Annotated in this window: 14 protein-coding genes, 1 tRNA gene and 1 other annotated feature; all 15 genes read right to left on the bottom strand. The window is 43.6% G+C overall.

The genetic code is table 11. From position 1 onward, the window contains the following. Positions 1–21 precede the first annotated feature (21 nt). The 15 genes from GFC28_RS16945 to sdhA all read right to left on the bottom strand — a co-directional run bounded on the left by GFC28_RS16945 (position 22) and on the right by sdhA (position 14,661). Positions 22–1,572 carry a 2-isopropylmalate synthase gene (locus GFC28_RS16945; protein ID WP_044742954.1) on the bottom strand — a complete coding sequence of 517 codons (1,551 nt, stop codon included), beginning with the start codon at positions 1,570–1,572 and terminating at the stop codon, positions 22–24. After that, positions 1,559–2,584, bottom strand: coding sequence for a ketol-acid reductoisomerase (gene ilvC, locus GFC28_RS16940; RefSeq protein WP_044742955.1), 1,026 nt, complete (start codon positions 2,582–2,584; stop codon positions 1,559–1,561). Before ilvC ends, GFC28_RS16945 begins: the two co-directional genes overlap by 14 nt. Positions 2,585–2,603: 19 nt before the next feature. Beyond that, a complete protein-coding gene (ilvN, locus tag GFC28_RS16935; RefSeq protein WP_044742956.1) occupies positions 2,604–3,122 on the bottom strand; it encodes an acetolactate synthase small subunit in 519 nt (172 codons plus the stop codon). Continuing rightward, a complete protein-coding gene (gene ilvB, locus GFC28_RS16930; protein WP_044742957.1) occupies positions 3,101–4,834 on the bottom strand; it encodes an acetolactate synthase large subunit in 1,734 nt (577 codons plus the stop codon). The genes ilvN and ilvB overlap by 22 nt, the downstream gene beginning before the upstream one ends. Before the next feature lie 78 nt (positions 4,835–4,912). Beyond that, positions 4,913–5,178: a binding site (T-box leader), on the bottom strand. A 29-nt stretch (positions 5,179–5,207) separates the two neighbouring features. After that, positions 5,208–6,107, bottom strand: coding sequence for a branched-chain-amino-acid transaminase (gene ilvE / locus GFC28_RS16925; protein WP_044742958.1), 900 nt, complete (start codon positions 6,105–6,107; stop codon positions 5,208–5,210). Positions 6,108–6,632: 525 nt separating this feature from the next. Continuing rightward, positions 6,633–6,706: transfer RNA gene (locus GFC28_RS16920), tRNA-Arg, on the bottom strand. Positions 6,707–6,933: 227 nt separating this feature from the next. Beyond that, on the bottom strand, positions 6,934–7,443 hold the full coding sequence (locus GFC28_RS16915) for a metallophosphoesterase family protein (protein WP_044742959.1): 510 nt from the start codon (positions 7,441–7,443) through the stop codon (positions 6,934–6,936). 4 nt (positions 7,444–7,447) lie between these two features. Then, positions 7,448–8,050 (bottom strand): XTP/dITP diphosphatase, encoded by a 603-nt coding sequence (locus tag GFC28_RS16910; RefSeq protein WP_044742998.1) that lies wholly within the window; start codon positions 8,048–8,050, stop codon positions 7,448–7,450. Continuing rightward, a complete protein-coding gene (gene rph, locus GFC28_RS16905; protein ID WP_044742960.1) occupies positions 8,050–8,814 on the bottom strand; it encodes a ribonuclease PH in 765 nt (254 codons plus the stop codon). The genes GFC28_RS16910 and rph overlap by 1 nt, the downstream gene beginning before the upstream one ends. Positions 8,815–8,898: 84 nt before the next feature. Further along, a complete protein-coding gene (locus GFC28_RS16900; RefSeq protein WP_044742961.1) occupies positions 8,899–9,975 on the bottom strand; it encodes a GerMN domain-containing protein in 1,077 nt (358 codons plus the stop codon). A 99-nt stretch (positions 9,976–10,074) separates the two neighbouring features. After that, on the bottom strand, positions 10,075–10,869 hold the full coding sequence (gene racE, locus GFC28_RS16895; RefSeq protein ID WP_044742962.1) for a glutamate racemase: 795 nt from the start codon (positions 10,867–10,869) through the stop codon (positions 10,075–10,077). A 10-nt stretch (positions 10,870–10,879) separates the two neighbouring features. Further along, entirely contained in the window at positions 10,880–11,323 is a 444-nt protein-coding gene (locus GFC28_RS16890; protein WP_044742963.1) for a MarR family winged helix-turn-helix transcriptional regulator, read from the bottom strand. 168 nt (positions 11,324–11,491) lie between these two features. Beyond that, entirely contained in the window at positions 11,492–11,716 is a 225-nt protein-coding gene (gene gerE, locus GFC28_RS16885; RefSeq protein WP_044742964.1) for a spore germination transcription factor GerE, read from the bottom strand. Positions 11,717–12,142: 426 nt separating this feature from the next. After that, the gene (sdhB, locus tag GFC28_RS16880) at positions 12,143–12,904 is read right to left on the bottom strand and encodes a succinate dehydrogenase iron-sulfur subunit (RefSeq protein WP_044742965.1); all 762 of its coding nucleotides are present in this window, start codon (positions 12,902–12,904) and stop codon (positions 12,143–12,145) included. Next, the gene (gene sdhA, locus GFC28_RS16875) at positions 12,901–14,661 is read right to left on the bottom strand and encodes a succinate dehydrogenase flavoprotein subunit (RefSeq protein ID WP_044742966.1); all 1,761 of its coding nucleotides are present in this window, start codon (positions 14,659–14,661) and stop codon (positions 12,901–12,903) included. The genes sdhB and sdhA overlap by 4 nt, the downstream gene beginning before the upstream one ends. Between the last annotated feature and the right edge of the window lie 22 nt (positions 14,662–14,683).

Genomic DNA, 14,683 nt, shown 5'->3' with positions numbered 1-14,683 from the left:
GAACCCCTCCATATTATTTGATTAGTTTTTAATGACTACTTTTTGATTTTCTTCCCTCATTTTTTCAATCATAAACACCCTGTTCACCGCGTTAATATAAGCTTTCGCGGATGCTTCAAGCACGTCTTGCGCAGTCCCGCGCCCGCTTGTTTCTATTTCGTTGACGCGAACTTTTACGAATACCTGAGCAAGAGCATCTCTTCCGCCGCTGACGGATTCAATCCGATAATCCAACAACTTGACCTCTGTTTTGAAGCAGCGCTCTAATGTGTTGTACAACGATTCTACACTGCCGGCTCCTGTTGCTGCCTCTTGAATTTCATTGCCTTGCCCATCCATCAACACGACGACAGCTGTCGGAATTTGATTTGTTCCATATTGGACTTGAATGGAGGACAGCTGATAAAATTCTTTAAAAAGATCAAATTTTTCTTCAAAGATTAAAGCAACTAAATCATCATCGGTAATATCTTTTTTCTTGTCGGCCAACTCTTTAAAACGGACAAACAGCTTATTGATTTCCGCTTCTGACAGCGTGTAGCCGAGCTCCACGACACGATTACGCAGCGCATGGCGGCCCGAATGCTTTCCTAACACCATCGAGTTCGATTGAACCCCAACAAGCTCTGGAGAAATAATTTCATACGTTGTCTTTTCTTTTAACACCCCGTCTTGATGAATGCCAGATTCATGCGCAAAAGCATTTTTTCCGACAATCGCTTTATTCGCTGGAAGCGTCATTCCTGTCAGTTTGCTCACTAAATTGCTTGTTCGCTTAATTTCTTGAAGATTGAGGCCGGTTTCTGCCTTGTAATAATCTTTACGGATATAAAGGGCAACCGCGATTTCCTCTAATGCCGCATTCCCCGCCCGTTCACCGATGCCATTAATGGTTCCTTCGATCTGCGTTGCGCCGTGCTCAATCGCAGCAAGTGAGTTTGCTACAGCCATCCCTAAATCATCGTGGCAATGAGCTGACAACGATATTTTTTCAATATTCGGAACATTTTTTCTTAAAAAATCGAAGATCTCCCCATATTCTTTTGGCGTGATGTATCCTACCGTATCAGGAATGTTGATCACACTCGCTCCCGCTTCAATGACTTTGGCCACAATTTCCGCTAGGAAAGGAAGCTCACTTCGACAAGCATCTTCTGCAGACCATTGCACAATCGGAAAGTAACGTTTAGCATACTTGACAGAGGAAACCGCTGCTTCAATGACTTGTTCCGGCGTCATTCTCAGTTTATGAGCCATATGAATCGGTGAAGTGGCAATAAACAAGTGCAAACGCGGCTCTGCCCCTCCTTTTAATGCCTCCCATGCTGTGTCAATATCGCTCTGGACCGAGCGAGAAAGCCCGGTCACAGAAGCATGTTTAATCGTTTCCGCAATTTGTTTAACCGATTGAAAATCTCCTTTGGAGGCGGCAGGAAAACCTGCTTCAATAATATCCACCTTAAGCCTTTCCAATTGTCGAGCGATTTCTAGCTTTTCCTGTAAATTTAAATTTACGCCGGCTGACTGCTCTCCATCACGCAAGGTTGTGTCAAAAATATTAATTTTTCGCACTGGTGACCACCACTTCTTTCTGTTTCGCTTTCACAAACGGCATCATGCTTCTCAACTCGCGCCCGACTGTTTCGATTAGATGCTCATTTTCCCTTCTATTGATCGCATTGAATTCTGGGCGATTCGCTTGATTTTCCAAAATCCAGCCTTTAGCAAATTTTCCTGTTTGAATATCTTCAAGCACCTTTTTCATTTCGTCTTTCACTGAATCATTAATGATGCGCGGCCCAGAAATAAAATCTCCCCATTGCGCGGTGTCGGAAATGGAATGGCGCATCCATGCAAGTCCTCCCTCATACATAAGGTCAACGATCAGCTTCATCTCGTGAAGACATTCAAAGTAGGCCACTTCTGGCTGATATCCTGCTTCGATAAGCGTTTCAAATCCAGCCTTCACAAGCGATGTCAATCCGCCGCATAATACCGCTTGTTCGCCGAACAGATCGGTTTCCGTCTCTTCTTTGAAAGTCGTCTCCAACACTCCTGCTCGTGCCGCTCCGATCGCTTTCGCATAGGCGAGCGCTGTTTCCTTTGCTTCCCCTGTGACATCCTGATACACAGCAATCAACGCTGGCACTCCAGCTCCTTCTGTATATGTGCGGCGCACTAAATGTCCAGGACCTTTTGGAGCCACTAAGAAAACATCCACATCCTGCGGCGGAACAATTTGATTGAAATGAATGTTAAACCCATGAGCAAATACGAGAGCATTGCCTGGCTGCAATTCCGGCTCAATTTCTTCTTTATATACAGACGGCTGTTTCTCATCTGGAAGCAAAATCATAATCACATCGGCTTCTCGTGTTGCTTCCCGCACCGTGCGGACTTGAAAACCATCCTGCTCCGCTTGATTCCATGATCTTCCTGGACGAAGACCGACAACAACTTCTACCCCGCTGTCGCGAAGATTTTGCGCATGTGCATGCCCTTGAGAACCATATCCAATAATCGCTACTTTTTTCGATTGTAAATATTGTTCGTTTGCATCCCCATTATAGTAAACTTTCGCCATTTTAAATCCCTCTCCTTTTTCAAATGATAAATGCAGTTTTATAGGAAGCGGCTGCTTTTTGCGAGCCGCGTGTAAATGCGGTTGTACCAGTTCTGGCGACTTCTTTAATTCCGTAAGACTTTAATAAATCAATAAGCGCCTCTACTTTCTCTGGTTCCCCTGTTACTTGAATGACGAGGCTCTCCTTGCCCACATCGACAACCGCAGCGCGGAACGGCTCGATAAGGGTATAAATTTCCTGACGCGCGGCTGGATTGACCGCTACTTTAATAAGCGCCAGCTCTCTTGCTACGATCGCTTGATCCGTAATATCATGGACCTTCAGCACGTCGATTTGCTTGTTTAATTGTTTCGTAATTTGTTCCGCTGTACGTTCGTCCTCCACATTGACAACAAATGTCATGCGGGAGATTCCTTCTGTTTCTGTGTGTCCGACTGTAATGCTTTCGATATTATAATGGCGTTTTGTAAATAAACCCGTAATCCGGTTGAGCACGCCTGGACGATTATGAACCGTCATTGTAATGATTCTTCGCACAATTTCACCCCCACCATTTCATGCAGGCCCTTTCCTGGCGCCACCATTGGATATACATTTTCATCCGCCGCTACGTGAATATCGAGCAATACTGGTTCGTGAAGGGAAAAAGCTTGCTGTAATACGCGGACAGCTTCCGCTTCTGTTTTCGCCCGCAATCCCTTTATATTGTAAGCCTCGGCCAGTTTGACAAAATCCGGCTGGTTCGGAATGAGCGAGTGCGAGTATCGCTTTTCGTAAAAGAGCTGCTGCCACTGCCGCACCATGCCGAGCGATTGATTGTTCACAATCACCACTTTAATCGGCAGCTTCAATTCTTGAATAACCGATAGCTCTTGCAACGTCATTTGAAATCCGCCATCGCCGACAATCGAAACAACAGTCGCTTGCCGATCGGCTAACTGTGCCCCAATCGCCGCCGGAAGCCCAAACCCCATCGTGCCGAGCCCTCCTGAAGTAACCCAACGGTTTGGCTGGTTGAACTTGTAATACTGCGCAGTCCACATTTGATGCTGCCCTACATCCGTGGTCACAATGGCTTCTCCATCTGTGAGCTCATAAATCATCTCAATTAACTTCTGCGGCTTCATCGTTCTAGGCTCATTTTTATAAACGAGCGGAAATCCTTTTTTCCATTCTGCTAACTGTGCAAGCCATTCATCTGTATCAGCCGGCCTTCCTTCTTGAAGAATCAGCTCTTTTAGTGCCTCTTTCGCGTCGCTCACAATCGGGATTTTTGTTGGCACATTTTTGCCGATTTCCGCTGGATCGATATCAATGTGCGCCACCGTTGCTTTCGGAGCAAAACAGTTTAAATTTCCAGTCACACGATCATCAAAACGGGCGCCGATATTGATTAATAAATCACATTCGTATAAGGCCATATTCGCTGTATACGTTCCGTGCATCCCCGCCATGCCCAGAAAAAGTGGATGGTCTGCCGGAAAGCCTCCGAGTCCCAGCAACGTATGGATGACGGGGATTTTTTGCTGCTCCGCATATTGCTGCAGCTCTTGAGATGCATTGGCATGCAATACGCCCGCTCCCGCTAAAATGACTGGGCGTTTGGCTTGGCTCACTGCTTCAACCAGCTTGCGAATTTGCAAATGGTTAGGATAAACGGTTGGCTGATATCCAGGAAGACGAACAGGCTGTTCATAATCAAATTCTCCTTCTTGGGTCGTCATATCCTTTGGAATATCAATCAGTACTGGTCCTGGCCGCCCTGTTGTCGCAATATGAAATGCTTCTTTAATAATCTTCGGAAGCTCCTGGACATGGCGAACTTGGTAGCTGTGCTTCGTGATCGGCATGGTAATTCCAACAACATCTGCTTCTTGAAAGGCATCAGAACCGATGACTCCTGACGCTACTTGGCCAGTAAAAACAACCAACGGCAACGAATCCATCATCGCATCTGTTAAGCCTGTCACAATGTTTGTTGCTCCAGGACCGGACGTCGCAATGACAACCCCTGGTTTTCCAGAAATGCGGGCATAGCCTTCTGCTGCATGAATGGCTCCTTGTTCGTGGCGCGTTAAAACATGGAAAATGCCTGAATCATACAATTTGTCGTAAATCGGCAATACCGCTCCTCCTGGATATCCAAAGATCACTTCTACTTTCTCTGCTTTTAATGCCTCTATCAGCATTAATGCTCCGCTTATTTTCATTTTTTGCTTCCTTTTCTCCTCGACTTTCATGTTTGCCATGCTTCATCCTTCCTCCTCAACTTTTATAAAAGCAATGAAAAAGCCTCTTCACCCCATCATGACCTACTTGTTCTAGGTCAAAGGGGCGAAAAGGCTTTCTTTCCGCGGTACCACCCTTTTTCATGGCCAACTGACCACCTCATGAGCATCTGAAATGTTCAGACGCTCTTTTTAATAACGAGTGGAGCGCTTTTGATTCCACCCGTCCAACTCTACTAGCCAAAGCGTTCAAGCTGGCGCTCAGAGGTGAGTTCATCAAGCGGCAGCATCACCGGTTTTCAGCTCCCCCGGCTCTCTGTAGATGCTTTTTTCCGTTGACTACTTATCCTCTTCAACGCTTTCATGTCGTTTAATTTTCATGGTTCATTCACAATTAACCTGCATTCACATTTGTGTGATATACTTTGACACCTTCAGCTACTACCTTTTGTCTAAAGGCTTCAAGCAGCCTTTTCGTATGAACTCCCGGAACCCCTTCACCGATGGTCCGGCCATCCACTTTTACAACGGCAATCACTTCCGCCGCCGTTCCTGTTAAAAATACTTCATCAGCAGTATAAACATCATGGCGAGTGAACGGTTCTTCTTTAACGACATAGCCAAGCTCTCTAGCCATATCGATAATCGCCTCTCTTGTAATTCCTTCAAGAGCGCCTACATATCCCGGCGGTGTATACAAAACACCATTTTTCACAATAAACACATTATCCGCCGATCCTTCAGCTACATAGCCTTGATCGTTTAACATTAACGCTTCGCTGACATTGGCTAAATGGGCTTCAATTCGAACGAGAACGTTATTTAAATAGTTCAATGATTTTACTTTTGGACTTAGCACATCTGGGCGATTTCTTCTTGTCGCCACTGTCACCACTTCGATTCCCGTTTCATATAAATGTTTTGGAAAGATAGCCAACGGCTCCACGATAATGACGACTTGCGGATTTTGACATTTATACGGATCAAGACCTAAATCTCCGACCCCCCGCGAAACAACCACTCGAATATATGCATCTTGAAATTGGTTTTTTTGAACCGATTGAACAATTAAATCCGTTAGTTCTTCTTTTGTGTAAGGAATAGTTAATAAAATGGATTTGGCCGAGTTATACAAACGATCAATATGTTCTTGGAGACGAAAGACGTTTCCGCTATAGACGCGTATTCCCTCAAACACGCCATCCCCGTACAGAAAACCATGGTCGTATACGGAAACCTTTGCATTTTCTTTCGTAACAAACTCGCCGTTTAAAAAAATCCATTGTTCACTCAATGTTTTTCCCCTCTTCCCTTGGTAAGTGCGCCATCTTGTAAGCGTCTTATTTTTTTGATTCGATTGATTTATTTGAAAATTATAATAAGGGCAAAATAAGGAAGAGTCAATACTATTTTTTGAATATTTAGATTCGTTCGAATATTTGAATACGCTTACATTATGATTGTACCAAGCAATAGAAAGAAGGAAAATTTTTTTTAAATTCATGGCAAAAGCGGGTTTTTTATGGAACCAGAGGAGGAGATTCCGATTTGTTTATTGAAGTGCAAAAAAGGTTTTCTAGCCATTCCTTAAGTCCTATTTTTCACAATCTTCGATCATGGGATACATGTGGATTTTCTAAAAAACAACGGTGGGAGAGGCTAGACACCTTCTCCTTATGTTTCAGAGGCTTACTCATAAGCTATACTTACAGAGGAGGCTGAGCGTTTTATTATTTACAAGATTCCATAGCCACCATTCAAGCGTGATAGGCCGGCAAATTAAGAAAAAGCCCTTGCATATGCAAAGGCTTTTTCTTAGCGTCCCAGGAGAGACTCGAACTCCCGACCGACGGCTTAGAAGGCCGCTGCTCTATCCAACTGAGCTACTGGGACATCGTATATGAAATTAATAAGTCTACAATTTGCGTCTGCTTGGCTACCATAGCAGCGCCCGCATGTTTTCTGTTCGCCTCGTCTTTTCTTTCACCTTACTCAGCCCGAGAAGCCAATCCACACAACAAACAAGGTGCCGATTTGGCGACTCTTAAAGCCATTTTTTATTATACGAAAGGGAGTGGATAAAGTCAATAATATAAAAAAGAGCGGGAATGGTTTCCCGCTCAAAGGATGAATGATTGAGCCAAGGAAGGCACTTCTTGACCGTTCACGTCATAAAATTGAACGGTAGCTTGTCCATTCTTAATTTCAAGCAATGCATATGTTTTCTCCTTTCGCATCCTCGGCAAAAGAAGGCTTCCCGGATTAATAAACAAAAGATTGTTGACCATCTCCGCTCCAGCAATATGCGAATGGCCAAAGCAGACCACTTGAGCATTCGCTTCTTGAGCGCGGTAATAAAGATTCATCAGCGTCATTTTGACATTATATAGATGACCATGCGTAATAAAAAATCGCACGCCGTGAATTTCTTCGCTTCTTTCTTTTGGAAAGCCTTTGTCGAAATCACAATTGCCAGCAACCGAACGAAATTCTTGCAATTCGGCACAGTCGCTCGGCAATTCAGAATCCCCGCAATGAATGAACGCATCCACTTGGTTAGCGTGGCGCTGTTTGATCTCTGTTAGCTCTTTCGTCATTCCATGACTGTCACTGACAATGAGCACTCTCATTTTGTTACTCCCCGCTTATGATGGTATCCCATTTTTCATTTAATTTAGCCAGCGCATCAGCGCGGTGGCTTATTTTATTTTTTACTTCCTTTGGCAATTCGGCCATTGTTTTATTTTTTTCAGGAACATAAAAAATCGGATCATAGCCAAATCCGTTCTCACCTTTTGGCTCTTCTGCGATATAGCCTTCACATGTTCCTTCGACAATCACCGTCGGCCTTCCAGGAATCGCAATCGCCAATGTGCAATGAAAACGCGCTGTTCTCTGTTCAAATGGAACTCCTTTTAATTCTTTTAATACTTTTGCTATATTCGCTTGATCATCTTTTTCTTCGCCGGCATAACGCGCCGAGTAAACACCAGGCCTGCCGTCGAGAGCATCAATGGACAGGCCCGAATCGTCAGCAATCACCATTTGCTGAAAGTACGCGGCCATTGCTTCAGCTTTTAATCGCGCGTTTTCTGCAAATGTATCTCCCGTTTCCTCGACATCTGGACAATTAGGAAAATCTAATAACGTTTTAACCTGCATTCCTTTTTCATTGAATAATGCTTCAAATTCTCTTGCTTTTCCAGCGTTTTTTGTTGCAATAATCACTTGTTTTATCATTTCTTCACACGTTCCTCTGCATCATATTGAATTTTTTCTGCTAGTGTTCCTAGCACGTTCTTCTGAATCTCAATTAATTGGCGAATTCCTAATTCCGCTGCTTCTAGCATCTCTTGGAGCTCGGCTCGAGAAAATGTCGCTTCCTCTCCCGTTCCTTGAATTTCTACGAAACGCCCGGAACCGGTCATCACGACGTTCATATCAACATTGGCCTGCGAATCCTCCGCATAGTTCAAGTCAAGAATGATACCATGCTGCGGATCAATCCCCACAGATGTCGCCGCAAGAAAATCACGCACAGGAAATTCAGCCACTTTATTTTCTTCAAGTAATTTCGCAAAAGCGAGCACCATCGCAACAAAGGCGCCTGTTATTGCGGCTGTTCTTGTTCCTCCATCGGCCTGGATCACGTCACAGTCAATCCAAATCGTTTTTTCCCCCATTTTGTCTAAATCGACAACCGAACGAAGCGCTCTGCCGATCAGACGTTGAATTTCCATTGTTCTGCCCGATAATTTTCCCTTGCTGGATTCTCGGATATTGCGCTGTTCAGTTGCTCGCGGCAGCATCGCATATTCCGCTGTAATCCATCCTTTTCCGCCGCCTCTCATAAACGGCGGAACCTTATCATCGATGCTGGCTGTACAAATCACCTTTGTATCGCCGACAGCAATTAACACAGAGCCCTCCGCATGTTTAATAAAGTTTGTTTCAATATGTACTGGTCGAAGTTGCCAGCTTTCTCTTCCATCGCCTCTCATGAAAAAAGCCCCCTTAAAAGTACCAAAAATAAAATAGTAAAGAGGTAGTATATGACCTACCTCTTTTTATACCATATTATAACATTAAAAACTACCGGTGTTCACATTTTCTGGTCTTGTTACTGGTTCTGAAAGTGCTTTTCCATCTTCTTTAACAAGATCAGCTTTTCCATTCACTGTGATGGCCACACTTTCAATTCCTTTTTGTTCTGTTAATGATAGAACAAGAGAGTTCAGCACAGCTTCAGAAATCACATGTTTTTTATTGCTTCCATAAATCGCGTCGTTAAAATTTAGCGTCACTTTGCCATCTTTATAAACTGGCTTGTCAATAAGCTGAACATCTGGCTGGAAGTCACTGACCAGTCCGCTGCCATATTTCGGACCTTTGATCAATTCATTAACGGCTGCGGCAATATCATCCTTTTGCTCGTTGGAGATGCGTCGTGTCACTGGCACGTAGTATGTCTGCTCCCCTTGCTGCTCTACAAAATAGACGACGATCGGGCGAGTGTTCGTAATATCGACAACATTGCTTGTATCGATATTGATGCCATCTTCGCGGCTGACCCCATCTTGAATCGGTGTTCCATCCACCGGCATAACTGTTTGATCGTGTCCATTAATACGTATTTTCACCTTTTTAACATTATCAAATTGCGTTAATGTCCATGTAATAGCTTGCAAAATTTTCTTTTCATCTTCTGCCTTATAATGAGCAAATTCTGGCGAAAAATCAGCTACAATCGTTCCATCTTTTTGCAAATTAACGCTTAATACGCGGGTGTCAGCTGGCAATACGGCTCGAAACCCATTCGGCAGCATATCTTCTACAGGTCCTCCTTGTACTAAATACTCAAGGGCCTGTTTCGCAACGGCATCTGTTTTAGGTAATGAAAGGGTCTGAGGCACAACGAAACCATTTTTATCGATTAAATAAAGCTCGCGTTTGACTGTTTCTGTTGCCTGTGATTCTTTTGCCGTTCCGTTCGCTTTCTCTTTTGGCTGTTGCAGCGACTCCCCGTTTTTCAAGTAGCTGACATCCTGCGGTGGATCAATTTCTTTTACTGCTTGATCCTTTCCAAATAATCCGCATCCGCTTAACAAAATCATGGAAGCTATAACCGGTGCAGCAAGTTTATACGTTCGCCGATTCAACATCACATAGTCCCTCCTAACAGTGGTTTGTACTATTATGTATACGAGCCGCTTAAAAAAATAGAATAAAAAAATCCTTCAGCTTACCACTGAAGGATTTTTTTATAATTCAATCGTTTGGATATTATCAACAGGCTGTCCAAACAATCGTGATGCAATTTTTTGGAACATTTCCTTCGGACCAGTTGTCAAAAAGAGGTGATCGGCTATTTTTTCTCCTGTCTGCAACAGCTCGCTATGATGTAAAATCGTGCTCACTTCACGAGCCGTCTCATCGCCCGAACAAATCAGCTTCACTTTTTTCCCCATATATTCGTGAATAAGCGGACTTAACAGCGGATAGTGCGTGCATCCTAAAATCAATACATCGATTCCGCTTGATTTCAAAGGCTTAAGCGTTTCCGCCACAATCTGCTTCGCTTCTTCTCCTTCGAAAATCCCGCTTTCAACAAGTGGAACAAATTTTGGACAAGCCAAGCTTTCTACATGAACACGGTGATTAATGGACTTCAGCGCCTTTTCATATGCGCGGCTTTTCACTGTTCCTATTGTGCCGATCACACCGATTTGCTCGTTCTTTGTCATTTTTAACGCTGCACGCGCCCCCGGATGCACCACTCCTAACACCGGGATATTCAATTCGTTGCGAATTTCTTCAAGCACAACGGCTGTCGCCGTGTTACATGCAATGACAAGCATTTTAATATCATATTGCAGCAAATAATTCGTCATTTCCCAAGTGAATCGACGAATTTCCTCTTGCGGTCGAGGACCATATGGACACCTTGCTGTATCTCCTAGATAAATAATTCGTTCTTTTGGCAACTGCCGCATAATTTCCTTTGCGACCGTTAGTCCTCCAACTCCTGAATCGATAACTCCTATTGATCTTTCCAAGTGATTCGCCTCATTCTTTTTTCATTTCTTGATGCAATTTTTTTAAGCTTTCTTCTAAAAGAGCAACTTCCTCTGCTGAAAAATTTTTCAGCACTAACGCCAAATCATGCTGACGTTTTTTGATGACTTCTCGAATAATGCGTTCGCCTTCATGAAGGAGATGAATGCGCACCACTCTGCGATCCTTTTGATCTTTCACTCTTGTTACTAGCTTGTTTTTTTCCATTCGATCAATTAAATCGGTTGTTGTGCTGCAGGCTAGCTCCATTTTATTCGATAGCTCGCCGATGGTCATATCTCCTTCTTCGAAAAGCAGCTGTAAGGCAATAAATTGCTGTCTTGTAATTGGATATCGAACTAAAACTTCTCTTCCTTTTCGTTTTAAAATCGCCGCAATATAACGGAGCGATTTTTCTAGCTCAGCAATAGCCTTTTCATCCATTTCAACTGGCATACAATCTCCCCTATAAGATTTATGCACATTTATATTGTTCATATTTCTTGATCAAATTGCAAGCAAAACAAGCCATATACATTTTACTACACTTTTCCGTATAATCAATAAAAAATTTGCCAACAATAATAAACCGGCTCCCTCGTTGCTAAGGGTAGCCGGTATTACCTATAGTTCAAGTTCTCCCATTCTAAGCAACTCAATCACCGCTTGGGAACGCCCCTTTACCCCAAGCTTTTGCATGGCGTTTGAGATATGGTTGCGAACCGTTTTTTCGCTAATAAACAGCTCACTAGCAATCTCTTTTGTTGTTTTATCTTGAACTAATAATTCAAATACTTCTCTTTCTCTTTTCGTAAGCAATGGCTTTGAGTGAAATGATTTGTCCTTCAATTAAGATAACCCTCCTTGCTTTAGCCAGACCTGAACTACCGGATGGGTATTTATTCACCATATAGTATGTGGAATAACGGGTGACGGTGACAAAAATTCACATTGCTTCTAGAAAAATAGGTATTTATAGAAAATGCGATGAAACAGCAGCCTGTATGGACATCATTTGATGCGTCAACATCCCTCTAAATGAGCGAGTGCTGAGCCGATTTCGATGATTGAGCAAGCGAACAATACCGCTTATTAACAAATAGATGAGCCTGTGAGTGTCCTATTATTCGGTACTTGGCCATATGTTGACGTAACCTAAGCAATTGACAAGTATCTTCAAACCGTTTATAGAATCTGCTTTTTCTTTCAATCTCTTTTTCTCTTTTTTCTCAAAAAAAATCCTCTTCATGGAAAACTCCATGAAGAGGATTTTTATTACACTTCGTCGCTTCCGAAAAAGCTGCGAAACGCTTGAACAGTTGTAGCGCGGTTTAACGCTGCAATGGAGGTAGTGAGCGGAATGCCTTTCGGGCAAGACTGCACGCAGTTTTGCGAGTTACCGCAGTTCGCTAGCCCTCCATCCCCCATAATGGCTTTAAGACGTTCCTCTTTATGCATGGCACCAGTTGGATGAGCGTTAAATAAACGCACTTGTGAAAGCGGTGCAGGACCGATAAAGTTTGATTTGCTGTTCACATTCGGGCAAGCTTCCAAGCACACGCCGCAAGTCATGCATTTAGAAAGCTCATATGCCCATTGACGTTTTCGTTCTGGCATGCGCGGGCCCGGACCTAAATCATAGGTTCCATCAATCGGAATCCATGCTTTTACCTTTTTCAAGGAATCAAACATCCGGCTGCGATCGACTTGCAAGTCGCGCACAACCGGGAATGTACGCATCGGTTCTAAACGGATTGGCTGCTCCAGCTTATCGATAAGAGCTGTACAGGATTGGCGCGGCTTTCCGTTAATGACCATGGAGCAAGCTCCGCACACTTCTTCTAAACAGTTCATATCCCATGTGACTGGAGTTGTTTTTTCTCCCTTAGCATTTACCGGATTGCGGCGAATTTCCATGAGAGCGGAAATAACGTTCATATTGGGACGATATGGAATCTCAAATTCCTCTTCGTATGGCGCAGAATCCGGACGATCTTGTCGCGTTACAATGAGACGAATCGTTTTTTTCTCGCTCATGATTTCACATCCTCTTTCTTTTTCGAATAGTCACGTTTACGAGGCTTAATTAGTGATGTATCCACATCTTCATAATGGAACGCTGGACCATCTGGAGTAAAGCGAGCCATTGTTGTTTTTAGCCACTCTTCATCATTGCGCTCTGGAAACTCCGGTTTGTAATGAGCGCCGCGGCTTTCGTTTCGATTGTATGCACCAAGTGTAATCACACGCGCTAATTGAAGCATGTTATGAAGCTGGCGAGTAAATGAAGCTGCCTGATTACTCCATTTAGCTGTATCGCTAATATTAATATTTTTATAACGCTCCATCAGCTCTTGAATTTTTTCATCCGTTCTTAAAAGTTTATCGTTATACCGAACAATCGTCACATTATCGGTCATCCATTCGCCAAGCTCTTTATGAAGCACATAAGCATTTTCTGTTCCATTCATCGATAAAATATTGTTCCAACGTTCTTCTTCTTGTTTTACATAACGCTCATATAAAGAAGAAGGAAGCGCATCAGATGACTTGTCCAATCCCTTAATATATTCAACGGCCTTCGGACCTGCAACCATTCCGCCATAAATCGCCGATAAGAGCGAGTTAGCTCCCAAGCGGTTGGCGCCATGCATAGAATAGTCGCACTCTCCAGCAGCAAACAATCCTTTAATATTCGTCATTTGATCATAGTCAACCCATAATCCCCCCATGGAGTAGTGCACAGCTGGGAAGATTTTCATCGGCACCTTACGCGGATCTTCTCCCATGAATTTCTCATAAATCTCAATAATGCCACCTAATTTAATATCGAGTTCCTTAGGATCTTTATGAGAAAGATCGAGGTACACCATATTTTCGCCGTTGATGCCAAGCTTCAAATCAACACAAACATGGAATATTTCACGAGTCGCAATATCACGCGGAACTAGATTTCCGTATGCTGGATATTTTTCCTCTAAGAAATACCATGGTTTACCATCTTTATATGTCCAGACTCGACCGCCTTCACCGCGCGCCGATTCACTCATAAGCCGTAATTTATCATCACCCGGGATCGCCGTTGGATGGATTTGAATAAATTCTCCATTCGCATAATAGGCACCTTGCTGGTAAACAATCGATGCAGCTGAACCTGTATTAATAATCGAGTTGGTGGATTTTCCGAAAATGATGCCTGGGCCACCCGTTGCCATAATCACAGCATCAGCAGCAAATGATTGGATTTCCATGGTCGTTAAGTTTTGCGCAACAATCCCACGGCAAATTTGCTCATCATCTAGTACCGCACCAAGGAACTCCCAGCCTTCATACTTCGTAACCAAGCCAGCGACTTCATGGCGGCGCACTTGCTCATCAAGCGCATAAAGCAGCTGCTGACCCGTTGTTGCCCCCGCAAATGCAGTACGGTGATGCTGCGTTCCACCAAAGCGCCGGAAATCTAGCAATCCCTCAGGTGTACGGTTAAACATAACACCCATACGATCTAATAAATAAATAATGCCTGGTGCTGCTTCACACATTGCTTTGACTGGTGGTTGGTTTGCCAAAAAGTCACCACCATATACCGTATCGTCGAAATGTTCCCACGGAGAATCTCCTTCACCCTTTGTATTCACCGCACCGTTAATCCCACCTTGAGCACAAACAGAGTGAGACCGCTTTACTGGCACAAGCGAAAACAATTCCACTGGCACACCCGCTTCTGCGATTTTAATGGTGGCCATTAGTCCGGCTAAACCGCCGCCAACTACTATGATTTTTCCTTTTTTCATCGTTACTCACTCCCTAAAAAAT

Origin of the sequence: Anoxybacillus sp. B2M1, from assembly GCF_001634265.1 — a bacterium.
Classification (GTDB): domain Bacteria; phylum Bacillota; class Bacilli; order Bacillales; family Anoxybacillaceae; genus Anoxybacteroides; species Anoxybacteroides rupiense.
The sequence above is the reverse complement of the archived record's forward strand: the minus strand, read 5'-3'. Positions and strand labels throughout refer to the sequence as shown.